The organism is Stutzerimonas tianxiuensis, assembly GCF_053470365.1.
The window spans coordinates 85,340-112,001 of sequence record NZ_JBPVWS010000004.1 but is presented as its reverse complement, the minus strand read 5'-3'; the positions used below and the strand labels follow the sequence as shown (position 1 = coordinate 112,001).

Genomic DNA, 26,662 nt, shown 5'->3' with positions numbered 1-26,662 from the left:
CGGGTCCCGCAGGTCGATAGAGAAGCAGCGCTGTCTCCAGCGCTGTGCTCGAAGGCCTTGGTTCAGCGCGTCTGACGCTGTTGCAGCAGCAGGTTCTTGTAGCCGCTTGCTGATAGCGTCTTCTGGGCCTGATCGAGTCTTGCCCGGTCGGCAAATGGCCCGACCAGCACGCGATACCAGTCCTCGTCACGCACGGTCACGTTCTCAACCCGCACATCCTGGCCGAGCAGAATGATCTGCGCCCTGACCTTTTCCGCTTCAGGCTTCTTGCGGAACGAACCGGCCTGCAAGAAGAACTGAGTCACCGGTGCCTTGGCCACGGTAGGCGGGGGCGGAGGGACCTGGCCGTTCAGAGCGGCTTCGGCGCGCGCGGCGTCAATCTTGGCCGCTTCCTCTTGTGTGACCGGCTTGGGCAGCTCAGGCTTTGGCGCCTCGGGCGGCAAGATCACTTCCGACTCAGGCAGCAGCGTATAGAAGTCGTACTTCGGTTTCGCAGGCTGGCCTGTGGCGGGAGATGAACGCTTCGGCTGCTCCTTGGATTTGGCTGTGTCCTTGGTGCGCTTGATTTCATCGCCGCCAGGTTCGAGGTTCATCAGGAACACGATGAAGCCGCCGATCACCAGGCCACATACGAGCCAGATCCAGCCGGGTACCGGCTTTTTGGCAGGTGCCTGGTAGCGGCTCGCGCCACGTTTCGGGGCGGGTTTCTTCCTGGCTGCCACTTACATCCGCTCCAGCGTTTCCAGGCCAAGCAGGGCAAGACCCTGTTTCAGCGTTTTGCCGGTCAGGGCGGCCAGGCGCAGGCGACTCTGTTTGACCGTCTCGCTCTCAGCGGTGAGTATCGGGCAATGTTCGTAGAAGCTGGAGAACAGCCCTGCCAGATCGTATAGATAGCTGCACAGCAGGTGGGGAACACCCTTCTCGCCGACACCGTTGAGCACCTCGGCGAACTGAGCCAGCTTTGCGCCTAGCGCTTGCTCTTGTTCGGCTTCCAGGTTGATCTCGCCGCCGACTCCATCCATGCCGGTACCCAGCTTGCGAAACACGCTGGCGACCCGGGTGTAGGCGTATAGCAGGTAGGGGGCAGTGTTGCCTTCGAAGCTGAGCATCTGCTCGAAGTTGAAGCTGTAATCGCTGGTGCGGTGCTTGGACAGGTCCGCATATTTCACTGCCCCGATGCCGACAGCGCGGGCGATCTGCCGCAGCTCCCCTTCGTCAAGATCCGGGTTTTTGCCTTTAACTAGGCTGTAGGCACGCTGCTCGGCTTCATCAAGCAGGTCGACCAGCTTCACGGTGCCGCCATCACGGGTTTTGAAGGGTCGGCCATCTGCACCGTTCATGGTGCCGAAGCCCATATGCTCGAGTTGCATGTCGCTGCGGATGAAGTCAGCGCGTCTGGCCACCTCGAAGGTCATCTGGAAATGCAGCGCCTGGCGCTGATCGACAAAATACAGCGCGCGATCGGCCTTGAGCTGCTGACTGCGGTAGCGCATGGAAGCCAGGTCAGTAGTCGCGTACAGGTAGCCACCACCGGCTTTCTGCACAATCACCGGGAGCGGGTTGCCTTCGGCGTTCTTGAATTCATCGAGAAAAACGCACTGGGCGCCGTTGCTTTCGCTCAACAGACCTTTGGCCTTGAGCGACGAGACTATATCGGCCAGTTCGGCGTTGTAGGCGCTTTCGCCTTTGACGTCTTCCGGGGTGAGGCGGACGTTGAGGCGGTCATAGACTTGTTGCGCATGGCTGAGTGAAAGCTCGTTGAATTGCTTCCACAGTCGCAGGCACTCGGCGTCACCGGCCTGAAGCTCCACGACGAGCTTGCGCGCACGTTCGGCAAACTCGGGCGACTCGTCGAACCGTTGCTTTGCCGCTCGGTAGAAGCCTTCCAGGTCCGCCAGCTCGGGTGAGTCGAAACCCTTGGGCTGCTCCATCACATAAGCCAGCAGCATGCCGAACTGCGTGCCCCAATCGCCTACGTGGTTCTGCCGGATTACTTCATCACCGAGGAATTCAAGTACGCGCGCCACGGCGTCGCCAATGATGGTCGAGCGCAGGTGGCCGACGTGCATTTCCTTCGCCAGGTTCGGTGAGGACAGGTCAACCACTACGCGTTGTCTGGAGCCCGTTTTGCTTACTCCGAGCAGTGGATCGGCAAGGGCGGCATCAAGGCGTTGAGCCAGCGCGGCGCTGTTCTGGAAGAAGTTGAGAAAGCCAGGGCCGGCGATTTCCACTTTGCTGACGCTCGGGTCTGCCGGCAGTGCATCAATCAGCTTCTGGGCCAGGTCGCGGGGCTTCATCCCGGCGGGCTTGGCCAGCATCATCGCGACATTACTGGCGAAGTCCCCGTGGGACTTGTCACGGGTGTTCTCCACCTGGATGGTTGGGTTCGACCCCTCCGGCAGCACGCCTTCAGCGGTGAGACGGGCCAGGGCTTGCTGGATCAGATGGCGGATGCTGTCTTTCATGATGTGCTCGGTCGGCCGTAGGCTTTGGTCGAAAACTGGGCATTATCGGTGCCACGAGGGCGAACCTTCAAGGCTTAAGGCGCTTAGTTGCGCTGGAGCCTCTGTGGCCGGTCTACATCAGAACAGGTCGATCGGGTCGACATCCAGTGACCAGCGAACGCTGCGGCTACCCGGCAACGTTTCCACCTGCGGCAACCAGGCGTTCATGAGGTTATGCAAAGGCCCGCGAGCGTTGGCTTGTAGCAGCAGCTGTGCGCGGAAACGTCCAGCGCGTCGCTCCATCGGAGCGGGTACTGGTCCCAGTAACTCGACACCTGTCAGGTCGATTTGCGCCATCAGCTGTTCGGCCTGGCTGCAGGCCTCGTCGAGGAAGTCTTCGGCCTGGCCGGGTTTCGTCGCCTCGGCGCGCAATAGTGCCAGATGGCTGAAAGGCGGCAAGCCGGCCGCGCGTCGCTCGCTCAACGCCTGCTCAGCAAAGGCGAAATAGCCCTGTTCCGCCAGCTGGACCAGCAACGGGTGATCAGCCAGATGCGTCTGGATGATCACCTTGCCGGGCTCTTCAGCTCGCCCTGCGCGGCCGGCTACCTGGACGATCAATTGCGCCATGCGTTCACTCGCACGGAAGTCTGCCGAGAACAACCCACCATCGGCATCAAGAATGGCGACCAGGGTCACTCGGGGGAAGTGATGACCCTTTGCAAGCATCTGAGTGCCCACCAGCAGGCATGGCTCGCCGCGGTTGATGGTGGTCAGCAAATGCTCCATCGAGCCCTTGCGGGACGTGCTGTCACGATCGATGCGCAGCACCGGGTAGTCAGGAAAGAGCGTTGTGAGCCGCTCTTCCGCGCGTTCGGTGCCCGCGCCTACAGGTCTCAGGTCGAGCTTGGCGCAGTCCGGGCAGCTGTGCGGGGGGCGTTCGGCATGCCCGCAGTGGTGACAGCGCAGTTCATTGTGGCGTTGATGCAGGGTCATTCTGGCGTCACAGCGCGGACACTGGCCGATCCACCCGCAGTCGTGGCACAGCAGGGAGGGGGCGAAGCCGCGCCTGTTGAGGAACACCAATACCTGCTGCCCGGCAGCCAGTGTCTGCGCCATAGCCTGTTGCAGCGGGCCGGAAATGCCGGAATCGAGGGGGCGGCTCTTAATGTCCAGGCGAAGGAAGCGGGGCGGCTGTGCGCCGCCGGCGCGCTCGGTCAGCTTTAACAGTCCGTAGCGTCCGCTGTGGGCGTTGTGCAAGCTTTCCAGCGACGGCGTTGCCGACCCTAGCAGGATCGGAACGTTTTCCTGGCGCGCTCTGACCACGGCCAGGTCACGTGCGTGATAGCGCAGCCCCTCCTGCTGTTTATAGGAAGCATCGTGCTCCTCATCGAGGATGATGAGCCCGGGGTTTTTCATCGGGGTGAACAGGGCCGAGCGGGTGCCTATGATGATGTCTGCCTCGCCGTCCCGCGCCGCGAGCCAGGCATCCAGGCGTTCGCGGTCGTTGACGTTGGAGTGGAGCAAGGCGATGCGGGCATTGAAACGCTGCTCGAAGCGAGCCAGGGTCTGTGGTCCGAGGTTGATTTCCGGGATCAACACCAGCGCCTGCTTGCCCGCCTCCAGCACCTGGTGGATGAGCTGCAGGTAGACCTCGGTCTTGCCACTCCCGGTGACGCCGGCGAGCAGGTACGTCTGAAAGCCATCGAGGCCGGCGCGAATGGCTTCGAAAGCGGCGCGTTGCTGCTGGTTCAGCGGTAGTTCCGGCTGCAGCAGCCAGCTGCCCTGATGTCGCTGGGCCTGGTGACGGCGCCGGGTTTCGACGCGTAGCAGGCCTTTTTGCAGCAACAGGTCAAGGCTGTCCTTGCTCAGCTGAAGCTGAGAAAGCAGGGTGTGTGCAACGCCGTGCGGATGCTGCGCGATGGTCTTGAGTGCGTCACGTTGGCGCGGCGCCCGGCTCAGTCTGGGATCTTCGGGCCGCGCGTCATTGGCCGCATGCCAGAAGCGCTCCTGCCTCGCCTCGGCAGGCTCGCCCTGGCGTAGCAGAACCGGTAGCGCCCAGCTGAAGGTGTCGCCGAGGCTGTGTTGGTAATACTGTGCGGTCCATAGGCACAGCTTGAACAGCGGCGATGGCAGAGGTGATCGCGCATCAAGCAGTTCCAATGCCGGTTTGAGCTTTGCCTCAGGGACTTCGCTGTGGCTGACGACCTCGACGAGTATCCCGATGATTTCGCGTCGCCCAAATGGCACTCGCAAGCGCATCCCAGGCTGCAGCCCAGCGTCGGAAACGCCAGCCGGGGGGAGGTAATCAAAGAGTCTGCGCAATGGCGATGGCAGTGCGAGGCGGAGTATGGGTCGAGGCACGCGATAGTCCTTGGCGGCGAATGCCGATGTTAAACGATCCGGCGGGGTAGCAGGTTTGCCTATGCTTCGGGCTGTTTGGTTGCATGCGAGAGGTTGGAGGTGTCTGTCCGATCGGCTGCCCTTGCATCACTTTGTTGCTCTGTTATTATTCGCGCCCTTCCGTGCGGTACTCGACATAGGGTCGGGTGGCGGCACAAGTCCTAGAGGATTTACCCATGAAAGCCGATATCCATCCTAATTACGTAGAAATCGACGCCACTTGCAGCTGTGGCAACGTCATCAAGACTCGCTCTACGCTGGCCAAAGACCTGAGCATCGACGTTTGCTCCGAGTGCCACCCGTTCTACACTGGCAAGCAGAAAGTGCTGGATACCGGCGGCCGTATCGACCGCTTCAAGCAGCGTTTTGGTGTGTTCGGCGCCAAGTAATAAGCTGTCGTCGCTACGGGAATCCAATGAGATTCTTCGAGCTGAAAAAGGCGCCCCTAGTGGGCGCCTTTTTCGTTTCTGTCTTCTTCAGTTTGCAAGCAGCGGCGCTTTGCTCGGTGAGCGAGCCGCTCTCTCGCATGAAGGTGGCGACGGTCATAGATGGAGATACGCTGCGGCTGGCCGACGGGCGCAGCGTGCGGCTCATTGGGTTGAACGCAACCGAAATGGGCCGCAACGGGCGCCACGCCGAGCCGTTTGCAGAGGCTGCCAGGAGCCGGCTGCAATCGTTGGTGAGCGCCAATGACGGTTACGTGGCTATGCGCCCTGGCCAGCAGTCCAAAGACCATTACGGCCGCGTTCTTGCCCATGTCTTCGACAGGCATGGCGAAAACCTGGAAGCACTAATGCTTGCCGAGGGATTGGGTTTCTTTGTCGCTATCGCACCGAATGTTTCTTTGGCCGAGTGCCATCGAAAGGCAGAACGACAGGCGCGGTCGGCTGGAAAAGGCATCTGGCGGCAGCCTCCGGTGATCGCAGCGGACCGCGTGCGCAGCGGTGGCTTTGCGATTGTCCGGGCCCGTGTTGAACGCATGGAGACCAACCGGGGAGGCGTCTGGTTGGAACTGGGTGGTTCGCTTGTGGTGCAGATCCCTCCTCACGCCGTAGCCGCCTTCGATGATGCGCTCAGCGGCTTGGCTGGGAAGGATGTCGAGGTCAGGGGGTGGGTCATTGATCGAAAACGTCGTGGTGATCGGTCGCGGCGGGCGCGTTGGTTGTTGAAGCTGAGCCACCCGTCGATGCTCGTGCCTTTGTCCTGAAACGGTCGCCAAAAGTCGTATCGCCAGGCCTTGACAGTCAGATTTCCCGTTCCCTTGTGACGGCGCTTGATCTTGGCGTATCCTCGACCACCTGTCTGTCCCAGTAAAAATAAGCGGAAATGCCCCATGACTGACCTGAAAACTGCCGCTCTCGACTACCATTCCCAGCCCCGTCCGGGAAAGTTGAGCGTAGAGCTGACCAAGCCCACGTCCACTGCTCGCGACCTTTCGCTGGCCTACAGTCCAGGCGTGGCAGAGCCGGTTCGGGAGATCGCCCGAGACCCTGAGTTGGCTTATCGTTACACCGGCAAAGGCAATCTGGTCGCAGTGATCTCCGACGGCACCGCCATTCTTGGTCTCGGAAACCTGGGGCCATTGGCGTCCAAACCGGTCATGGAAGGCAAGGGCGTACTGTTCAAGCGATTTGCCGGAGTCGACGTATTCGATATCGAAGTCGATGCGGAAAGTCCACAGGCCTTTATCGATACGGTTAAGCGCATCTCCATTACCTTTGGCGGGATCAATCTGGAAGATATCAAGGCGCCTGAGTGCTTCGAAATCGAGCGGACCTTGATCGAGCAGTGCGACATTCCAGTGTTCCATGATGACCAGCACGGTACGGCTATCGTCACAGCAGCGGGCATGCTCAATGCACTTGAAATTGCCGGCAAGACGTTGGAGCAGGCGAAGATCGTCTGCCTTGGTGCTGGTGCCGCTGCAACTTCCTGCATGAAGTTGCTGGTGAGCATGGGCGCTAAGATCGAGAACATTTTCATGATCGATCGCAAGGGAGTCATCCATGCTGGTCGTGATGATCTCAACCAGTACAAGGCGGTGTTCGCACATGAGACAGACAAGCGCACCCTGGATGATGCTCTAGACGGTGCTGATGTTTTCGTAGGTCTATCGGGTGCCAATCTGCTGAGTGCTGAAGGTCTCAAGCGCATGGCGGCGAACCCGGTGGTATTTGCCTGCTCCAACCCTGATCCGGAGATCAGCCCCGAGCTGGCGCACGCGACCCGCTCCGATGTGATCATGGCGACTGGCCGTTCCGATTACCCGAACCAGGTCAATAATGTACTGGGCTTTCCGTTCATCTTCCGCGGAGCGCTGGACGTCCGGGCCAAGCGTATCAACGAGGAGATGAAGATAGCGGCTGCGCTGGCGTTGCGTGACCTCGCCAAGCTACCGGTGCCAGCTGAAGTGGCGGCTGCCTATGGCGTTGACAGTCTGGAGTTCGGCCGTGAGTACATTATTCCGAAGCCCATGGATCGGCGCCTGATCACACTGGTTTCCGACGCGGTGGCCAAGGCTGCCATCGAAAGCGGTGTGGCGACCCTGCCGTATCCATCGCACTACCCGCTAAAGTCAGTCGACGACGTATTTGGTGGGTGATTAGGTTGCCTGTAGCGCCGCGTTAAGGCGGACAGTAAAAAACCGGCCATTGGCCGGTTTTTTGTTATTGATTACCGTAGAAAAATTTACGGAACTCCGCTGCGCTCTAACGTAGCCGCGGCCTTTAGAAAAGATCCATTGGTGCTGTTTCGCTGGCCGGTAGAGGGCTGCCAGGGATTGTCGCTCCAGGAATCAATTCGTCGTCCATGTTCGGAGGCGAATCTTCACTTCGGAAGATTTCGAAATAGGCATCTTGCGTTCCAGGGGCCGCTGCGCGACCGCTCTCTGGATCAATGCGCAGGGTCAGAATACCTTCGGGTTCGGCGGGGGCGTGCTCTGGCTCGCCCTCCAGTACCGTGCTCATATATTTCATCCAGATGGGCAGTGCCACCGTACCTCCGTACTCGTGGCGGCCTAGGCTCTGTGGCTGATCGAACCCGGTCCAGACGGTGGTGACAATATCGGCGTTATAACCAGAGAACCAGCTGTCTTTCGACTCGTTGGTGGTTCCGGTCTTGCCCGCAATATCGCCACGGCCCATCGCCAGGGCTCGTCTGCCTGTGCCTCGCTTAATGACGTCTTGCAGCATGCTGGTCATGATGTAAGCGGTGCGATCATCGATGATTTGTTCAGCATGCCTAGGCGGTTGGCGAGCTGGCTCAGAACTGTTGTCGTCAATGAACGAGTCTGTCTGCGCGTAGGCGACGGCGGTCTGCTCATTATCGTCTGCCGAAGATTGTTGAGCGATGTCACGCTCAGGCACGCGCACTGGGTCCGCGCTGAATATCACCTTCCCGTCTCGGTCCTCGATTCGCTCAATCAGGTAGGGCTCTATCTTGTAGCCGCCGTTGGCAAATGCCGTCCAGCCGGTAGCGATTTCCATCGGTGTCAAGGTTGCCGTGCCAAGTGCTAGCGACAGGTTCGCTGGAAGGTCTTCGGGCTTAAAGCCAAAGCGTTTGATGTAATCGATGGTTTGCGGAATACCCAGGGTTTGCAACAGGCGAATCGAAACCAGGTTACGTGATTTGTACAGTGCTTCTCGAAGGCGGATCGGGCCGAGGAAAGTGTTGTTGTCATTCTTGGGACGCCAAACGCGATCCAGCCCTTCTTCGACGAATACGATAGGTGCGTCGTTGACAAGCGTCGCGGGGGTAAAACCTGCATCCAGCGCTGCGCTATAGACGAAGGGTTTGAAGCTTGAGCCAGGCTGGCGCTTGGCCTGGATGGCGCGGTTGTAATTGCTTTGACCAAAGGAAAAGCCGCCGGTCAACGCTTCAATGGACCCGTCTAGTGGATCGAGAGATACGAGTGCACCCTGTGCCTGCGGTATCTGACTGAAAAGCGCTTCGCCATCGACAAAGCGAATCCGGATGACATCTCCCGGTTTGACCACCTCCGAAGGTTTCTTTGGTCGGGGGCCAAGGCTGTTGGTATTAATGAACGGTCGAGCCCACTTCATGCTTTCCCAGCTGACGCTGTGCTCGCTGCCGTCCCGAAGGATGGCTTGGACGGAGTCGTTCGACACGCGACTAACGACCGCCGGCTGCAACCCAGACTGGCTGCGATAGTCACCGAGCTGTTTCAGCCAGTCCGCTTGATTCATACCCGTTAGATGAGCTTCCGGGCCACGATAGCCATGGCGCTGGTCATACTCGATCAGCCCCTGAATGAGGGCTTGGTTGGCTGCGATCTGACGCTCGCTGCTTGGGGTGGTATAGACGCGGAACCCATCAGTGTAGGCTGTGCTACCGAAGCGACCGACCATTTCGGCACGGGCCATTTCGGCGATATAAGGTGCGTCAAGCTCGGGCGAGTAGCCGTGATAGGAAGCATCGACGGGCTCTGCCAATGCTTGCTGATAGCGGGCCTCGTCTAGTTTTCCTAGCCGGTACATCCGGCCAAGAATCCAGTCACGTCGTTCCTTGGCCCGCTCCTTGTTCGCAAGCGGATTGAATGCCGAAGGAGCCTTGGGCAGGCCGGCAATCATGGCCAGTTGCCCTAGGCTTAGCTCTCCGATTGACTTGCCATAGTAAACCTGCGCTGCCGCTTCTATTCCGTAGGAGCGATTACCCAGGTAGATCTTGTTGACGTAGAGCTCAAGGATCTCATCCTTGCTGAGCTCTCGCTCGATCTGCAGAGCGAGCAGGATTTCGTTGATCTTGCGTGAAAAGCTGCGCTCGCTGGTAAGGAAGTAATTCTTCGCTACCTGCATGGTGATGGTGCTGCCACCGGTCTGAATGTGCCCGGTTTTCAATAATTGCGTGGCAGCGCGCATCAAGCTGGAAACATCAACGCCATAATGATTCGCGAAATTATCGTCTTCTGCTGAGAGCAGCGCGGCGATGAAATCCTTGGGGATCTGATCGAAGTTGATAGGAGAGCGTCGCATTTCGCCGTATTCGGCGATCAGCTTGTCATCCTGGCTATAGACACGCAGCGGAATCTGGAGCTGTATGCTGCGTAGCGAGTCGACTGACGGCAGATTGGGGCTGAGGTAGAGAAACGCGCCGCTTAGACTAAGCAACAGTCCGCAGAAAATAGCCAAGCACGACCATAGGAAAAACTTCAGAAAACGCATCGGGGTTCATTGAATCCAGGATGGGGAATGAGGTGTATGCCGCAGACGGTGCTGAAAGGAAAAACCGGTCACATTATAAGCGGTTTTTCTGTAGAGGAGCCATTTGCGCTTCTGTCAAGGCTGTTATCTAATGCTGACAAACATAATTAATCCGTAAGTAGCGGATAGAGATAGGAAATCGGCCGTGATAGGGCTCTTCACTAAGAAAGCGAACACGCTGCTTGGAATCGACATCAGTTCGACATCCGTCAAGCTGCTGGAATTAAGCCGCTCAGGTTCCCGGTACCGGGTCGAGTCCTATGCGGTCGAGCCACTTCCGCCTAACGCTGTGGTTGAAAAGAATATTGCTGAACTGGAGGGCGTGGGGCAGGCGCTTTCCCGGCTATTGGTAAAGGCGAAAACCGGGGTCAAGTCTGCTGCGGTGGCGGTCTCCGGTTCAGCAGTCATCACCAAAAGCATCGAGATGGAAGCCGGGCTCAGTGATGACGACCTTGAAAATCAGCTGAAAATCGAAGCAGACCAGTACATTCCCTACCCTTTAGAAGAGGTCGCCATCGACTTCGAAGTGCAGGGCCCTGCATCGCGTTCGCCCGGCCGGGTTGAAGTGCTGCTAGCAGCGTGCCGCAAGGAAAACGTGGAAATACGTGAGGCTGCGCTCGCTTTGGCCGGGCTGACGGCTAAGGTCGTGGACGTAGAAGCGTACGCGTTGGAGCGCTCTTATGGTTTGCTGGCGCCCCAATTAGGCGCCGGACACGATGAGCTGACCGTCGCGCTGGTCGACATCGGTGCGACCATGACTACCCTGAGCGTTCTGCACAATGGCCGGACTATCTATACGCGTGAGCAGCTGTTCGGTGGTCGTCAGCTCACGGAGGAGATTCAACGACGCTACGGCCTGTCAATGGAAGAGGCTGGTCTGGCTAAGAAGCAGGGTGGTCTTCCAGACGACTATGACAGTGAAGTGTTGCAGCCGTTCAAGGAGGCAGTCGTTCAACAGGTTTCGCGTTCTCTTCAATTTTTCTTCGCTGCTGGGCAGTTCCACGATGTTGACTACATTCTGTTGGCTGGTGGTACGGCATCCGTTCCGGGATTGGATCGTCTGATTCAACAGAAAATCGGAACCCAGACTTTAGTTGCCAACCCGTTCGCCGATATGGCCTTGAGCAGCAAGGTCAACGCAGGTGCCCTCGCCAGTGATGCGCCATCCATGATGATCGCCTGTGGATTGGCCTTGAGGAGTTTCGACTGATGGCCCGGATTAACCTTTTACCTTGGCGCGAGCAGCAGCGTGAAGAGCGTAAACAGCGATTCCTGGCGTCGCTGGGCGGGGTGGCTGTAGTTGCAGTGGGGTTATTGTTTCTTGCTGATCAGTACTTCACCCATGCGATCGAGCAACAGAATGCGCGGAATGATTTCGTTCGCAAGGAAATTGCCGTTCTGGATACGCGGATCGCCGAGATCAAGGAATTGAGAGAGCGTCGGCAGCAACTGCTCGAGCGTATGAAGATCATTCAGGATCTTCAGGGTAACCGCCCGATCATCGGCCGAGTATTCGACCAGCTGGTTCGCACGCTTCCCGATGGCGTCTATTTCACCGGGCTGAAGATGACCGGGAAAAACATCGCGATCGTTGGCGCGGCTGAATCAAACAACCGAGTCTCTAATCTGATGCGTAATTTGGATGGCTCCGATTGGCTGGACGCGCCGAACCTGAACGAAGTGAAGGCTGTCACCGCTGGGGCGGTTGATCAGGAAAATGTGTTTCAGCTAACGGTGCAACAGACACAACCGGCCGCTGCTGTTGAAGGAGATAAGCCATGAGTCTGGCTAGCTCGATGGAGAGTCTCCGTAGCGTAGATTTGTCCGATCTGGACATGAACAACCTTGGGTCTTGGCCGGCAGCGGTAAAGGTGATCGCGGCGATATTGCTGATGGCCCTGATGCTCGGGGGTGGTTACTACTTCTACCTCAGCGATTTGCAAGCAAATCTGGATCAGCAAATAGCCGAGGAGGACAGGCTCAAGCAGCAGTTCTCCACTAAGGCATTTCAGGCGGCGAACCTTGAAGCGTACAAGGCGCAAATGGTTGAGATGGAGGCATCCTTCGGTGCATTGCTGCGGCAGTTGCCGAGTGATACCGAGGTGCCGGGTTTGCTTGAGGACATCACCCGCACTGGCTTGGGCAGCGGGCTCGAATTCGAAGAGATCAAGCTGCAGCCGGAAGTTACTCAGCAGTTTTATATTGAGCTGCCGATACAGATCAAGGTAGTAGGCAGTTATCACGATCTTGCGACTTTTGTCAGTGGCGTAGCTAGCTTGCCGCGCATCGTTACCCTGCATGACTTCGAAATTAAGCCGAACAGTAAGGATTCGTCATCCAAGCTGCACATGAGCATCCTGGCCAAGACCTATCGCTATAACGACAAGGGGCTGCAGAAATGAGAGGAGTCCGACTTGTAGCGATAACCCTTGGCACGCTGGTGCTGACCGGGTGCGGTGTGAGCGGAGATTTCGACGATCTGCGCAGTTACATGGATGAAGTGCGAGCCAAACCGAAAGGTTCGATCGAGCCGCTGCCGGCGTTTCTCCCATACGAGGCCTTTACCTACAGTGCAGCGTCGTTGCGTCACCCCTTCCAGCCGCCAATGAAGATTGATCTGACTCAGCGGCAGAAAGGAACAAAAGACATTCGGCCCGACGAAACCCGCGTTAAGCAATTTCTTGAAGAATTCAATATTGAAAACTTCGTCATGGTCGGGACGCTGGCCAAGGGCGAAGGCAACTACGCCTTGATCAAAGGTGGTGATGGGGTTCACCGAGTCAAGGTCGGTGACTATCTGGGGCGCAACCATGGCCGTATCGTTGAGATCAGCGAAGCCGAGGTGGATGTGCTTGAAATCGTTCCGGACGGAGAGGGTGGGTGGCTTGAGCGCCCGCGTAGCCTGACCTTGAAAGAGCGTTCTTGAGTCATGGCAAAAATGGAAAACCTATACCGGTCTGCACAACGGAAGCCTTTTATGAATACCACTCTCACTCGTCTCGGTTTGTCGTTGCTGGCAGCGTTCATTTCACCTGCATTGCTGGCGGCAAATTTGAACTCACTTGACGTCGCATCGTTGCCCGGTGATCGCGTTGAGCTGAAGCTGGCTTTCGACGAGCCGGTTCCAACCCCGCGTGGCTACACCCTTGATCAGCCTGCACGTATTGCTCTTGATCTGCCCGGCGTGTCCAGCAAGCTCGGATCGAAAAACCATGAGCTTGGCGTTGGTAATGCGCGGAGCGTGACGGTGGTCGAGGCCCAGGGGCGCACGCGGCTCATTGTGAACCTCACCTCTCTGGTCCCTTACTCGACCCGCGTCGACGGTAACAATCTGTTCGTGGTGCTAGGCGAGAACGCTGCGCGCTCCGGGGCTGCAACGCCTTCTCCTGTGGTCTCAACGAAGCCGGTAGCGCCGGCCGTCGCCATGGCTGCGGATAAATCGATCAGCAACATCGATTTTCGCCGTGGGGAAGACGGGGCAGGCAACGTAGTGATCACCTTGTCTGACCCTTCGGTCAGTCCAAGTATTGAAGAGCAAGGCGGTAAAATCCGCGTTTCCTTTGCCAAAACGCAGTTGCCTGAATCGCTGCGTGTGCGGCTGGACGTCCAGGATTTTGCCACGCCAGTCAAATTTGTTGATTCCAGCAGCAAGGGTGATGGTGCCAGTATCGCCATCGAGCCGAGCGGCCGATACGACTACTTGGCTTACCAGACTGACGACAAGCTCACCATTAGCGTCAAGCCGCTCAGCGAGGCAGATGCCGAGCAGCGCAAGGCTGAGCATTTCACCTATTCCGGCGAGAAACTGTCGCTGAACTTCCAGGACATTGACGTTCGCTCTGTTCTCCAGTTGATCGCAGATTTCACCGACCTGAACTTGGTGGCCAGTGACACCGTGCAGGGCAACATCACATTGCGTTTGCAGAACGTGCCCTGGGATCAGGCGTTGGATCTAGTGCTGAAAACCAAAGGTCTCGATAAGCGCCAAGTGGGCAATGTTCTGCTGGTGGCTCCGGCAGACGAGATCGCCGCGCGCGAGCGTCAGGAGTTGGAATCTCAGCGCCAGATTGCCGAGCTTGCGCCTCTGCGTCGGGAAGTCGTACAGGTTAACTACGCCAAGGCTGCGGACATTGCACGTTTATTCCAGTCCGTTACCGACAAGGGTGGCGAGAGTGAGGATCGTGGCTCGATTGCTGTTGATGACCGTACTAACAACATCATCGCCTACCAGACTCAGGAGCGTCTTGACGAACTCCGCCGGATTGTCGCTCAGCTTGATATTCCGGTCCGCCAAGTCATGATTGAAGCTCGGATCGTTGAAGCCAATGTGGACTACGATAAGAGCCTGGGGGTTAAATGGGGCGGTAACGTAAACCTCAACGGCAATTGGAACGCTTACGGCCGAGGTGCAGGCTTGACGCTGGAGGAGGGCGGTGACGAGGGGGATACGGTGAAAAGCCCGTTCAATCTTCCGTTTGTAGATCTGGGCGCGACAGGCGCTACATCGGGTATAGGTCTCGGATTCGTAAGTAACAACGCCATCCTCGACCTGCAGCTATCGGCGATGGAAAAGACCGGCAACGGTGAGGTGGTTTCCCAGCCGAAGGTCGTCACCGCGGATAAAGAAACTGCCAAAATTCTAAAAGGTTCTGAGGTTCCGTATCAGGAAGCAAGCTCCAGTGGCGCCACCAGCACCTCGTTCAAAGAGGCAGCGCTGTCCTTGGAGGTCACGCCGCAGATTACTCCTGACAACCGCATAATCATGGAAGTCAAGGTCACCAAGGACGAGCCGGATTTCTCTCAAGCCGCTAGCACCGGCGGTATTCCGTCCATTCGCAAGAATGAGGTCAATGCCAAGGTATTGGTTACTGACGGAGAGACGATCGTCATTGGCGGTGTGTTCTCCAATACTCAGAGTAAGTCGGTTGATAAGGTTCCGTTTCTTGGGGATCTGCCTTTCGTAGGTCGTGTGTTTCGTCGTGACCTCGTACAGGACAGAAAGTCCGAGCTATTGGTATTCATAACTCCGCGGATCATGAATAATCAGGCAATTCAAGCCAGCCGTTAAATACTTGATGCCGAACATCATTCTCGTGGGTCCGATGGGCGCTGGTAAAAGCACCATCGGACGCCTGCTTGCCAAGGAGCTTCGCCTCCCCTTTCGGGATTCCGACAAGGAGATCGAGCAGCGCACCGGTGCCAGCATTCCGCTGATATTCGATGTCGAGGGCGAGCAGGGTTTTCGTGAGCGGGAGCACGCGGCCATCCTGGACCTATGCCAGATGCGTGGCGTCGTGCTTGCGACAGGCGGCGGTGCGGTGCTTAGGGAAGACAATCGCGAGGTTTTGCGGACTGGGGGGCAAGTGATCTATCTATGCACCTCGGTCGATCAGCAGCTTGATCGCACCTCCCGAGATCGCAATCGACCATTGCTGCAAGCGCCGAATCCCCGCGAAGTGCTTACCGGATTGATGGCTGTGCGGGACCCGTTGTATCGCGAAATCGCTGACATCATCATTCAGACGGACGAGCGTCCACCACGCCTCGTCGTACAGGAAATTCTCAGTCAGCTTCAGTCTCCCGGGCCTCGTGAAAGCTTGGGGCGATCTGCGCTATCCTAGCTCCCTTTAATTGTGGGGCCCCTATGCAGACTCTTCAGGTCGATCTCGGCGAGCGTAGCTATCCGATTCTGATTGGCGAGCAGCTCATTGATCGCGGTGAGCTGTTGGCCTGCCATATCCGTGGCAAGCAGGTTGCGATCGTCACCAACGACACCGTTGCACCGCTTTACCTGGAGCGCCTTTCGCGCAGTCTTGCCGGGTTCCACGTGACACCGATCGTGCTTCCTGACGGTGAGGCGCACAAGAACTGGCAGACCTTGCAGTTGATCTTCGATGCGCTGCTGAAGGCGAGGCATGATCGCAATACCACCATCATTGCACTCGGGGGTGGCGTGATAGGTGATATGGCTGGCTTTGCCGCTGCCAGCTATCAGCGAGGCGTCGATTTCATTCAAGTGCCGACAACGCTCTTGTCTCAGGTCGATTCGTCCGTTGGCGGCAAGACGGGCATCAACCATCCGCTCGGCAAGAACATGATCGGTGCGTTCTACCAGCCGCAGGCGGTGTTGATCGACACATCGACTCTCGCGACTCTGCCGTCGCGCGAGTTGTCCGCAGGCCTGGCCGAGGTGATCAAATACGGTTTGATCTGTGACGAGCCGTTCCTAAGCTGGCTCGAGGACAATGTCGACAGACTCCGTTCATTGGATCAGGAGGCGCTTACTGAAGCGATACGGCGCTCCTGTGATGCAAAGGCCAAGGTGGTGGGTGCGGATGAGCGCGAGGCTGGTATTCGCGCCACGCTGAATCTTGGTCATACGTTCGGTCATGCCATCGAGACCCATCAGGGCTATGGCGCGTGGCTGCATGGTGAGGCGGTGTCGGCGGGCACTGTTATGGCTCTTGAGATGTCGAATCGGCTCGGCTGGATAAGCACGGCGGAGCGAGGCAGGGCTGTGCAGTTACTGTCGCGTGCCGGTCTGCCAGTAGTGCCCCCAGCTGACATGAGGGCTGAAGATTTTCTCAAGCACATGGCGGTCGACAAGAAAGTGCTGAATGGCCAGTTGCGATTGGTGCTGCTCAAGCGCCTGGGGGAGGCTGTGGTGACGAGCGACTTCCCCAAGGAAGTGCTTGAGGCCACATTGAGTGTCAACTACGACGCGCTTACGCAATAGTCCGAACTTAAGAGATTTCCATGTCCAGTTTGTCTGCCGACGATTCGTACCTGAACCATTACGGCTTCAGTCATGATCCCTTTGCTGCACGCGTACCCGGCTTCAAGTTCTTCCCTGCTCAGCGCAAGCCGGTGCTTGGGCAGTTGCATCACCTTGCCCGCTACAGCCAGCTGCTGCTGGTGGTGACCGGACCCGAAGGAAGTGGCAAAACGCTGGTGCGTCAGGCTCTCGTAGCCAGCAGCAATAAGCAGGCTGTCCACAGTGTGGTCATCTCGCCACTGGAAACGCTCGATTCGAATGTTCTTTTGCAGCAGATCGCTCAAACGGTCGGCTGTCAGCGCGCCGACTTCGACTCGATCATGGCGCAGATCATTCAATTGGCGTTGACCGGCCAGGAGGTGTATCTGCTGGTTGACGATGCCGAGCGACTAACCGGGGCAGCCGTTGAGACGTTGCTGCGATTGGCTCAAGGCAGTCCGGAAGGGCGGCCGCATGTCTTTCTCTTCGGCGAACATGCACTGGTAGCGCGTCTGGAGGCATTGGTAGACGGCGAAGAGCGCTTCCATGTGATTGCGCTTCAGCCGTACGAGCAAGATGAGACGCGGGAATATCTGGCGCTGCGCCTGGAAGGGGCTGGGTCTGGGCTGGACTGTTTGAGTGAGGAACAGGTTGAGCGAATCCATGTCGATTCCGGTGGTTGGCCTGGTGCCATAAACCAGACAGCCAGAGATGAACTTCTTGAAACGATGCAGCAATCCAAAGGGCGTCGGAAGTCGGCTGGGTGGAACCTGCCGCTACCCATGAAGCATTTGCTGGCTCTGGTTGCGGTTGTTCTCATTGTCTTGGTCACCTTGCTCATGCGTGACGCGGATGAGCCATCAACAGCGCCCGCTACCACCGCTTTACCGCTGGGGACGGCCCCCGTGACCGAGGCGCTTGATGAGGGCGTCGATGCTGTGCCGGAGATCGCGCCGGCTCAGCCGGTTATCCGGGAGCCGCTTGCTGCTGCCGGTAGCGGAGAAGCGGCTGATTCATCTACTCAGGCTATCGAGGAGCCGTTACCTGTTGAGGAGCCCGTTGTCGACGATATTAAGGCTCCTGCAGAGATCGCTGCCCCAGTCGCAGTGCAGCCACCAGCGGCTCAACCCAATCGGGTAACAGAGGTGCCGCGGGAGCCTGTGCGTCAGATTGCCGCGGATGAGCCTGCTGCAGCCGGGAATTGGTACGCCAGCCAGTCGAAAACCAACTATCTAGTCCAGGTACTGGGTACGCGGACCCAGGCGAACGCTGAGGCATTGGTGAAAAGACAGGGCGAGGGCTTCCGTTATTTCGTCAAGCAACATCAGGGTAAGCCTCTGTACGTTGTGACCTACGGGAGTTTCGCCACCCGTAATGCTGCCTTGGAGGCTATCAAAAAGCTGCCCGCCTCGCTGCAGGCAGGCAAGCCTTGGGCGAGGAGCTTTGCTAGCGTGCAGCAGGAGATTTCGCAGTCTCGTCAGTGACCGCCCCAAAACGGTGCGCAATGCCCCATTTTGGGGCTTGAAAAAATAAAATTGTGCCTCTCTACCGGGCTTTGTAAACTGCTCCCCCTTTTGCCCACGTGTATGACGGGGCGATTCTGTGCGCCGTCAATAAGGGGTTGATTTACAACGTATTTAGCTGGTGGAGTGCCTATGAGAGCAGGTCTGTTTCGTCCTGAAGAGTTCAAGGATAACTGCGGCTTCGGTCTGATCGCCCACATGCAGGGCGAGGCAAGCCATCACCTGCTTCAGACCGCAATTCAATCCCTCACCTGCATGACTCACCGAGGCGGCATCAACGCCGACGGTAAAACCGGCGATGGTTGCGGGCTGTTAATGCAGAAGCCTGACGCCTTCCTGCGCGCCATGGCCAAGCAGCATTTCGATGCCGATCTGCCTTCGCTCTACGCTGTCGGTATGATTTTCCTCAGCCAGGACGCGTGCAAGGCTGAGACGGCGCGCGCGAGCCTCAACGAGCAAATTGCAGCCCAGGGACTGACCCTGGTTGGCTGGCGTGAGGTTCCGGTCGATACCACTGTTCTGGGGCGTCTTGCCTTGGAGCGCCTGCCGCGAATCGAGCAGGTGTTCGTTTCGGCGGAAGGCTTGTCCGAACGTGATTTCGGCATCAAGTTGTTCTTCGCTCGCCGCCGGGCCGAAGTGGCGCTGGCAAGCGACAAGGAATTCTATGTCTGCAGCCTCTCCGACAAGGACATCATCTACAAAGGTTTGATGATGCCGGCCGATTTGGCGCAGTTCTATCCCGATCTCGGCGACGAGCGCCTGGCCACCGCCATTTGCGTGTTCCATCAGCGTTTCTCCACCAACACGATGCCGCAATGGCCGCTGGCTCAGCCGTTCCGCTTCCTGGCGCATAACGGCGAGATCAACACTATCACCGGTAACCGCAACTGGGCGCAGGCGCGCCGGTTGAAGTTCGCCAATGAGCTGCTTCCGGACCTGGAAGGCCTCGATCCGCTGGTCAACCGTACGGGCTCCGACTCCTCGAGCATGGACAACATGTTGGAGCTGTTGGTCACCGGCGGTATGGATTTGTTCCGCGGCTTGCGCATGATCATCCCGCCGGCTTGGCAGAACGTCGAGACCATGGATCCCGATCTGCGCGCCTTCTATGAGTTCAACTCCATGCACATGGAGCCTTGGGACGGTCCGGCGGGCGTTGTGCTCACCGACGGCCGCCATGCGATCTGTCTGCTGGACCGCAATGGCCTGCGCCCGGCGCGCTGGGTGACGACGAAAAATGGCTACATCACCCTCGCTTCCGAAGTTGGCGTCTGGGATTACAAGCCGGAAGACGTGATCGCCAAGGGCCGCGTCGGCCCGGGGCAGATCCTGGCTGTGGACACCGAAACCGGACAGGTACTGCATACAGACGACATCGATAGCCGCCTGAAATCTCAGCATCCGTATAAAACCTGGTTACGCCAGAACGCGTTGCGTATCCAGTCGACCCTGGACGATAACGATCATGGCTCGGCGTTTTATGATGCCGACCAGCTCAAGCAGTACATGAAGATGTTCCAGGTCACCTTCGAGGAGCGTGATCAGGTGCTGCGTCCGCTCGCGGAGCAGGGGCAGGAAGCCGTCGGCTCCATGGGTGATGACACCCCCATGGCCGTGCTGTCGCGTCGGGTTCGCTCGCCATTCGACTATTTCCGCCAGCAGTTTGCGCAGGTCACCAACCCGCCGATAGACCCGCTGCGCGAATCTATCGTGATGTCGCTGGAAACCTGCCTCGGCGCAGAGCGTAACGTCTTTGAAGAAACCGCCGATCATGCCAATCGGGCGATTCTCACCACGCCTGTGATCTCTCCGGCGAAGTGGCGGACAATCATGGAACTCGACCGTCCCGGTTTCGAGCGCCATCTGATCGACCTCAACTACGACGAATCCCTCGGTCTGGAAGCAGCGGTGCGCAATATCGCTGACCAAGCCGAAGAAGCTGTGCGCAGCGGCAAGGTCATGCTGATTCTCAGCGACCGCAACATCCAGCCAGGCAAGCTGCCAGTGCATGCATCGCTGGCCGTGGGAGCTGTGCATCACCGCCTGATCGAAACCGGTCTGCGCTGCGACTGCAACATTCTGGTGGAAACCGCGACTGCGCGCGATCCGCATCACTTCGCCGTTCTGATCGGTTTCGGTGCGACCGCCGTCTATCCGTTCCTTGCGTTCGAAGTGCTTGGCGACCTGATCCGTACTGGCGAAGTACTTGGCGACCTCTACGAGGTGTTCAAGCACTACCGCAAGGGGATCTCCAAGGGCCTGCTGAAAATCATCTCGAAGATGGGCATCTCAACCATCACCTCATACCGTGGCGCTCAGCTGTTCGAAGCCGTGGGTCTGGCTGACGAGATTGTCGACGTGAGTTTCCGTGGAGTCGCCAGCCGCATCAAAGGTGCGCGCTTCGTCGATCTGGAAGCTGAACAAAAAGCATTGGCGACCGAGGCCTGGAGTGCACGCAAGCCGATCCAGCAAGGCGGTTTGCTGAAGTTCGTCTACGGCGGCGAATACCACGCCTACAACCCCGACGTCGTCGCGGCGCTGCAAGTTGCCGTGCAGGAAGGCGATTACAGCCGCTTCAAGGAATACACCGCACTGGTTGATCAGCGTCCAGCGGCGATGCTGCGTGACCTGCTCAAGCTCAAAGTGTCGGAGCAGCCGCTTGCGCTTGAAGAAGTCGAGCCGCTGGAGCAGATTCTCAAACGCTTCGATTCGGCCGGCATCTCGCTCGGCGCGCTGTCGCCGGAAGCGCATGAAGCGATCGCTGCGGCCATGAACCGCATAGGCGCACGTTCCAACTCCGGTGAGGGTGGCGAAGATCCATCGCGTTATCGCACCGAGCGCAGCTCGAAGATCAAGCAGGTGGCCACTGGCCGTTTCGGTGTTACCCCTGAGTACCTGGTCAACGCCGAAGTGCTGCAGATCAAGGTCGCCCAAGGTGCCAAGCCTGGTGAGGGTGGTCAGCTGCCGGGCGGCAAGGTCAACGGTCTGATCGCCAAGCTGCGTTACGCCGTGCCGGGCGTCACGCTGATTTCGCCACCGCCGCACCACGACATCTATTCGATCGAAGATCTGGCCCAGCTGATCTTTGACCTCAAGCAGGTCAATCCCAAGGCGCTGGTATCGGTCAAGCTGGTTGCAGAGCCTGGTGTCGGTACCATCGCCGCTGGTGTCGCCAAGGCCTACGCCGACCTGATCACCATCTCCGGCTATGACGGCGGCACTGGCGCCTCGCCGCTGACTTCCATCCGTTACGCCGGATCGCCCTGGGAACTCGGCCTGGCTGAAACCCACCAGACCCTGCGCGGTAATGACCTGCGGGGCAAGGTCCGGGTACAGACGGACGGCGGACTGAAGACCGGTCTCGACGTAGTCAAGGCTGCGATCCTCGGTGCAGAAAGCTTCGGCTTCGGCACGGCGCCAATGATCGCGCTGGGCTGCAAATACCTGCGCATCTGCCACCTCAACAACTGCGCTACCGGCATTGCCACGCAGAATGATCAGCTGCGCAAGGACCACTTCATTGGCACGGTCGACATGGTGGTCAACTTCTTCACCTTCGTTGCCGAGGAAACCCGTGAGTGGCTGGCCCGCCTCGGCGTGCGCAGCCTGCAGGAGCTGATCGGGCGTACCGATCTACTGGAACTGCTACCGGGCGAAACTGCCAAGCAGAACCATCTCGACCTGTCGCCTCTGCTCGGCAGCGACCATATTCCGGCCGACAAGCCGCAATTCTGCGAGGTTGAGAAAAACCCGCCTTTCGATCAGGGGCTACTGGCCGAGGAAATGGTCAAGTTGGCTCGTGCGGCCATCGATGCCAAGAGCGGCGGTGAGTTCGAGCTGGATATCTGCAACTGCGATCGTTCCATTGGTGCACGTGTCTCCGGCGAGATCGCCCAGGTGCATGGCAACCAGGGCATGAAAGATGCGCCAATCACCTTCCGCTTCAAGGGCACCGCGGGGCAGAGCTTCGGCGTCTGGAACGCGGGCGGCCTGCATCTGTATCTGGAAGGCGATGCCAACGACTACGTCGGTAAAGGTATGACCGGCGGCAAACTGGTGGTTACCCAGCCGAAGGCCAGCGGGTACGAGTCCCAGGATTCGGCGATCATCGGCAACACCTGCCTGTATGGCGCTACGGGCGGCAAGCTGTTCGCGGGTGGCACCGCCGGCGAGCGATTTGCAGTGCGTAACTCCGGCGCGCACGCGGTCGTGGAAGGCACGGGCGATCATTGCTGCGAATACATGACGGGCGGCTTTGTCTGCGTCCTTGGCAAGACAGGCTACAACTTCGGCTCCGGCATGACCGGCGGTTTTGCCTACGTCCTCGACATGGACAACAGTTTCGTCGACCGGGTCAACAACGAGCTGGTCAACCTGCAGCGCATCACCGGTGAGGCCATGGAAGCCCACCGTAGCCATCTCCAGAACGTGCTACGCGAATATGTCGCCGAAACCGGCAGCGCATGGGGCGCGAAACTTCTGGAAAACCTCGACGACTACCTGCGTCGCTTCTGGCTGGTCAAGCCAAAGGCGGCCAACCTGGCGTCACTGCTGTCGAGCACTCGGGCCAACCCCCAATAAAAAGCAGGTTCAAGCGGCAAGCCTCGGCCATGTGCCTGGGGCTTGCCCCGCTCCGTGATTGTCACGCAGTCAGCAGCCTTGGGCTTGCGGCTGCCGTTAAGAGGTTTTGAAATGACTGAACGTCTGAATAACGACTTCCAGTTCATCGAAGTCGGGCGCAAGGATCCGAAGAAAAAGCTGCTGCGCCAGCGCAAGAAAGAGTTCGTCGAGATCTATGAACCCTTCAAGCCGCAGCAGGCTTGCGAGCAGGCACACCGCTGTCTTGGTTGCGGCAACCCTTACTGCGAGTGGAAGTGCCCGGTTCACAACTACATTCCCAACTGGCTCAAGCTGGTTTCCGAGGGCAACATCCTCGCTGCGGCCGAACTGGCGCACCAGACCAACACCCTGCCGGAAGTCTGTGGCCGCGTCTGCCCGCAGGATCGCCTGTGCGAGGGCGCTTGTACGCTTAACGACGGCTTCGGCGCAGTCACCATCGGTTCGGTGGAAAAGTACATTGCTGATACCGCCTTCGCCATGGGTTGGCGCCCGGACATGTCCAAGGTCAAGCCGACTGGCAAGAAGGTCGCCATCATCGGCGCGGGACCGGCTGGCCTGGGTTGCGCCGACGTACTGGTGCGCAGCGGCGTTACACCAGTGGTGTTCGACAAGAATCCGGAAATCGGCGGACTGCTAACCTTTGGTATCCCAGAGTTCAAGCTGGAAAAATCCGTTCTCAGCCGACGCCGTGAAATCTTCACCGGAATGGGTATCGAATTCCGCCTGAACACCGAAGTCGGCAAGGACGTGACCATCGACCAGCTGCTCGCCGAGTACGACGCCGTGTTCATGGGCATGGGTACCTACACCTATATGAAGGGTGGCTTCCCTGGCGAAGACCTGCCGGGCGTGCACGATGCGCTGGATTTCCTGATCGCGAACGTTAACCGTAACCTCGGCTTTGAAAAGGCGCCGGAAGACTTCGTCGACATGAAGGGCAAGAAGGTTGTGGTGCTCGGCGGCGGCGACACGGCGATGGACTGCAACCGCACCTCCATCCGCCAGGGCGCCAAGAGCGTGACCTGTGCCTACCGGCGTGACGCAGCGAACATGCCGGGCTCGCGCAAAGAGGTGAAGAACGCCAAGGAAGAGGGCGTCAAGTTCCTCTTCAACCGGCAACCCATCGCCATAGTTGGCGAGGGCAAGGTCGAAGGCGTCAAGGTGGTCGAGACCCGTCTCGGTGCGCCGGACGCGCGCGGACGTCGTAGCCCAGAGCCAATTCCCGGTTCCGAAGAAGTATTGCCGGCAGATGCCGTGGTTATCGCCTTTGGTTTCCGCCCGAGTCCAGCTGACTGGTTTGAAGGCAAAAGCATTCAAACCGACAACCAGGGCCGTGTAGTGGCACCGGAGATGGGCCAGTTCAAGCATCAGACCAGCAACCCGAAGATTTTCGCGGGCGGCGATATGGTGCGTGGTTCCGATCTGGTCGTTACGGCGATCTTCGAAGGCCGTCAGGCTGCTGAAGGCATCCTCGACTACCTGGAAGTCTGATTCACTGGGTGGATAGGCGCTGCCGAAGCACCGAGCTGGTTGGTCGGTGAGCGTGGCATCCACTCTGGGCTTTACTTTGAAGCATGCCTCCAAACGGGCCTGACCTGAATCAAGCCCACGGATAAAAGGCACGGCGCTCGCCGTGCCTTTTGTTTTGCGCTTTGCGACAATGCCGCCACTCTTTTGCTGGAACCCAGACATGACTGCCTTGAAGAACGACCGCTTTCTCCGCGCCTTGCTCAAGCAACCTGTCGACGTCACCCCGGTGTGGATGATGCGTCAGGCCGGCCGCTACCTGCCGGAATACCGGGCCAGCCGCAGCAAGGCGGGCGATTTCATGAGCCTGTGCATGAATCCCGAACTGGCCTGTGAAGTCACCCTTCAGCCGCTTGAACGTTACCCACTGGACGCGGCGATCCTGTTCTCCGACATCCTCACTGTGCCGGACGCCATGGGGCTGGGCTTGTACTTCGAGACCGGTGAAGGCCCACGTTTCAAGAAGGTCGTCAGCAACATGGCCGACATTGAGGCGCTGCCGATTACGGATCCGGAGAAAGATCTGGGTTACGTGATGGACGCGGTGCGCACCATTCGTCGCGAGCTCAACGGCCGCGTTCCGTTGATAGGCTTTTCCGGCAGCCCTTGGACGTTGGCGACCTACATGGTCGAAGGCGGCTCCTCGAAGGACTTCCGCAAATCCAAGGCGATGCTCTACGAAAATCCGCAGGCCATGCATGCGCTGCTGGACAAGCTCGCGCAGTCGGTGACGAGCTACCTAAACGGACAGATCCTCGCGGGCGCCCAGGCGGTGCAGATTTTCGATTCCTGGGGTGGCAGCCTTTCCGCCGCGGCCTATCAGGAATTCTCCCTGGCCTACATGCAGAAGATTGTCGATGGGCTGATTCGCGAACATGACGGTCGCCGTGTACCGGTCATTCTGTTCACCAAGGGCGGTGGGCTGTGGCTGGAGTCCATGGCGGCGACCGGTGCCGAAGCACTGGGGCTGGACTGGACCTGCGACATCGGCGTCGCGCGTGCACGCGTTGGCGACAAGGTCGCGCTACAGGGCAACATGGACCCGAGCGTGCTGTTTGCAAAGCCTGAGGCGATCCGGGCCGAGGTCGGCCGTATTCTAGGCAGCTTCGGGCAAGGCGAAGGTCACGTGTTCAACCTGGGCCACGGCATTACCCCTGAGGTCGATCCGGCCCACGCCGGTGCGTTTATCGAGGCTGTTCACGAACTCTCGGCGCAGTACCACCGCTGATTTATTACGATGAAAAAAAGAGCCGCTGTTAGCGGCTCTTTTTTTAAGGCTGCTGGTAGTGGCCTGGGGTGGTCCCTGGTTCATGCTCGTGAACCAGTTTGGTCACCCGGATATCGGTGATACCGATGACCTCGGCTTGTTCCAGAATCTTGCCCTCGTCAGCCCCCGCCTCTGGCATCACCAAGCTGTTTTCGGCATCGCCGTTGTGCAGTTCGATCAGATGCCGAGCGGCACTGGCTTGCGACATGCGCTCATTTTCCGAATCGACGAGATGGTTACGCGGCTCGTTCTGAAAGAGGTAGTTGAGTTCGAATGTGTGCGTTGGTTTGTCAAACATGGGCAACTCCTTGAGGTAACAGGGTCTGCAAATGTTGACTCTCGGGTCCAGTTATTCGTTCGGCAATGACGACAGCCGGATCGTCATCCTTGGGGTAAATGCACCGCCCGGTACCCCTGGAAGGGCCCGAGCGCTGTAGCGTTACTTGACCTTGGCCAGGCTTCCCTTGATTGCTACCCCCGCCATGATTGCGCCGGCATGGCACTCATATTTCTGGCTGTCTTTGTATTCGACGTGCTTGTAGTTGCTGGCGATGTCCACCACGGCATTGGCACCAGCGGCCTTGGCGGCCTGTTGCATGCTGATCAGCGCCGACTGCAGCGCCCAGCTGCAGGCACCTTCGTCGGTTTTGTTGAAGGCGTTGGTTTTCTTGCTGGTGGTCACGCCACTGCGGATGACCTGCGCGCCCTTCGGCGTCTTGCCCGCCAGGTAGAACTGCACGCTGCCATCGAGTTTGCCGGAGGCGGTTGCCTCGGCCACGACCTGCTCGAATGGCAGGTAGTGCGTAGTGTCTCGGGCCTGGCTGATTCCGGGTAATGCACAGAGCACCAGTGCTGCGCCGATCCATGTGTTTTTCTTCATTGCATTCTCCTTGCGGTGTTTTGGGGAT

At 58.6% G+C, this 26,662-nt stretch carries 20 protein-coding genes; 14 read left to right on the top strand and 6 right to left on the bottom strand.

Annotated elements, in window-relative coordinates; translation table 11 throughout:
- Positions 1 to 62: 62 nt before the first annotated feature.
- From ACSSNI_RS07090 to ACSSNI_RS07080, 3 genes are all read right to left on the bottom strand, one after another.
- Positions 63 to 722 (bottom strand): SPOR domain-containing protein, encoded by a 660-nt coding sequence (locus tag ACSSNI_RS07090; RefSeq protein ID WP_200636319.1) that lies wholly within the window; start codon positions 720 to 722, stop codon positions 63 to 65.
- Positions 723 to 2,465 carry an arginine--tRNA ligase gene (argS, locus tag ACSSNI_RS07085; protein ID WP_200636320.1) on the bottom strand — a complete coding sequence of 581 codons (1,743 nt, stop codon included), beginning with the start codon at positions 2,463 to 2,465 and terminating at the stop codon, positions 723 to 725.
- A 117-nt stretch (positions 2,466 to 2,582) separates the two neighbouring features.
- Complete coding sequence (locus tag ACSSNI_RS07080) at positions 2,583 to 4,805, bottom strand: primosomal protein N' (protein WP_200636321.1); 2,223 nt, start codon at positions 4,803 to 4,805, stop codon at positions 2,583 to 2,585.
- 215 nt (positions 4,806 to 5,020) lie between these two features.
- Between ACSSNI_RS07080 and rpmE the strand changes: the two genes are divergently transcribed.
- The 3 genes from rpmE (at position 5,021) to ACSSNI_RS07065 (ending at position 7,446) form a co-directional block, all read left to right on the top strand.
- Entirely contained in the window at positions 5,021 to 5,233 is a 213-nt protein-coding gene (gene rpmE / locus ACSSNI_RS07075; RefSeq protein ID WP_102837310.1) for a 50S ribosomal protein L31, read from the top strand.
- Positions 5,234 to 5,259: 26 nt separating this feature from the next.
- Positions 5,260 to 6,051, top strand: coding sequence for a thermonuclease family protein (locus ACSSNI_RS07070; protein WP_200636322.1), 792 nt, complete (start codon positions 5,260 to 5,262; stop codon positions 6,049 to 6,051).
- Positions 6,052 to 6,177: 126 nt separating this feature from the next.
- Positions 6,178 to 7,446, top strand: a complete 1,269-nt coding sequence (locus tag ACSSNI_RS07065) for a malic enzyme-like NAD(P)-binding protein (RefSeq protein WP_148923864.1) — start codon at positions 6,178 to 6,180, stop codon at positions 7,444 to 7,446.
- A gap of 124 nt (positions 7,447 to 7,570) precedes the next feature.
- Here the strand turns inward: ACSSNI_RS07065 and ACSSNI_RS07060 are convergent, their stop codons facing one another.
- Entirely contained in the window at positions 7,571 to 10,024 is a 2,454-nt protein-coding gene (locus ACSSNI_RS07060; protein ID WP_200636323.1) for a penicillin-binding protein 1A, read from the bottom strand.
- Between the two features lie 184 nt (positions 10,025 to 10,208).
- On the opposite strand from ACSSNI_RS07060, the gene ACSSNI_RS07055 reads away from it, so the two are divergent.
- The 11 genes from ACSSNI_RS07055 to hemE all read left to right on the top strand — a co-directional run bounded on the left by ACSSNI_RS07055 (position 10,209) and on the right by hemE (position 25,715).
- Positions 10,209 to 11,273, top strand: a complete 1,065-nt coding sequence (locus ACSSNI_RS07055; protein ID WP_200636324.1) for a pilus assembly protein PilM — start codon at positions 10,209 to 10,211, stop codon at positions 11,271 to 11,273.
- The gene (gene pilN / locus ACSSNI_RS07050) at positions 11,273 to 11,845 is read left to right on the top strand and encodes a type 4a pilus biogenesis protein PilN (RefSeq protein ID WP_200636326.1); all 573 of its coding nucleotides are present in this window, start codon (positions 11,273 to 11,275) and stop codon (positions 11,843 to 11,845) included. Before ACSSNI_RS07055 ends, pilN begins: the two co-directional genes overlap by 1 nt.
- A complete protein-coding gene (pilO, locus tag ACSSNI_RS07045) occupies positions 11,842 to 12,465 on the top strand; it encodes a type 4a pilus biogenesis protein PilO (protein WP_102837316.1) in 624 nt (207 codons plus the stop codon). Before pilN ends, pilO begins: the two co-directional genes overlap by 4 nt.
- The gene (pilP, locus tag ACSSNI_RS07040) at positions 12,462 to 12,989 is read left to right on the top strand and encodes a type 4a pilus biogenesis lipoprotein PilP (protein ID WP_200636328.1); all 528 of its coding nucleotides are present in this window, start codon (positions 12,462 to 12,464) and stop codon (positions 12,987 to 12,989) included. The genes pilO and pilP overlap by 4 nt, the downstream gene beginning before the upstream one ends.
- Positions 12,990 to 13,040: 51 nt before the next feature.
- Positions 13,041 to 15,131, top strand: coding sequence for a type IV pilus secretin PilQ (gene pilQ, locus ACSSNI_RS07035; protein ID WP_200636330.1), 2,091 nt, complete (start codon positions 13,041 to 13,043; stop codon positions 15,129 to 15,131).
- Between the two features lie 7 nt (positions 15,132 to 15,138).
- Positions 15,139 to 15,684 (top strand): shikimate kinase AroK, encoded by a 546-nt coding sequence (gene aroK, locus ACSSNI_RS07030; protein ID WP_200636332.1) that lies wholly within the window; start codon positions 15,139 to 15,141, stop codon positions 15,682 to 15,684.
- A 23-nt stretch (positions 15,685 to 15,707) separates the two neighbouring features.
- Positions 15,708 to 16,799 carry a 3-dehydroquinate synthase gene (gene aroB, locus ACSSNI_RS07025; protein ID WP_200636334.1) on the top strand — a complete coding sequence of 364 codons (1,092 nt, stop codon included), beginning with the start codon at positions 15,708 to 15,710 and terminating at the stop codon, positions 16,797 to 16,799.
- A 20-nt stretch (positions 16,800 to 16,819) separates the two neighbouring features.
- Positions 16,820 to 18,301 (top strand): SPOR domain-containing protein, encoded by a 1,482-nt coding sequence (locus tag ACSSNI_RS07020; RefSeq protein WP_200636336.1) that lies wholly within the window; start codon positions 16,820 to 16,822, stop codon positions 18,299 to 18,301.
- Positions 18,302 to 18,472: 171 nt separating this feature from the next.
- Positions 18,473 to 22,921 (top strand): glutamate synthase large subunit, encoded by a 4,449-nt coding sequence (gene gltB, locus ACSSNI_RS07015; RefSeq protein ID WP_200636338.1) that lies wholly within the window; start codon positions 18,473 to 18,475, stop codon positions 22,919 to 22,921.
- A 111-nt stretch (positions 22,922 to 23,032) separates the two neighbouring features.
- On the top strand, positions 23,033 to 24,451 hold the full coding sequence (locus ACSSNI_RS07010) for an FAD-dependent oxidoreductase (RefSeq protein ID WP_102837323.1): 1,419 nt from the start codon (positions 23,033 to 23,035) through the stop codon (positions 24,449 to 24,451).
- A gap of 199 nt (positions 24,452 to 24,650) precedes the next feature.
- Complete coding sequence (hemE, locus tag ACSSNI_RS07005; protein WP_200636340.1) at positions 24,651 to 25,715, top strand: uroporphyrinogen decarboxylase; 1,065 nt, start codon at positions 24,651 to 24,653, stop codon at positions 25,713 to 25,715.
- 43 nt (positions 25,716 to 25,758) lie between these two features.
- On the opposite strand, the gene ACSSNI_RS07000 is transcribed toward hemE, so the two are convergent.
- Together ACSSNI_RS07000 and ACSSNI_RS06995 are read right to left on the bottom strand one after the other, a co-directional pair.
- Positions 25,759 to 26,052, bottom strand: coding sequence for a hypothetical protein (locus tag ACSSNI_RS07000; protein ID WP_200636342.1), 294 nt, complete (start codon positions 26,050 to 26,052; stop codon positions 25,759 to 25,761).
- A 141-nt stretch (positions 26,053 to 26,193) separates the two neighbouring features.
- The gene (locus ACSSNI_RS06995) at positions 26,194 to 26,634 is read right to left on the bottom strand and encodes an excinuclease (RefSeq protein ID WP_200636344.1); all 441 of its coding nucleotides are present in this window, start codon (positions 26,632 to 26,634) and stop codon (positions 26,194 to 26,196) included.
- Between the last annotated feature and the right edge of the window lie 28 nt (positions 26,635 to 26,662).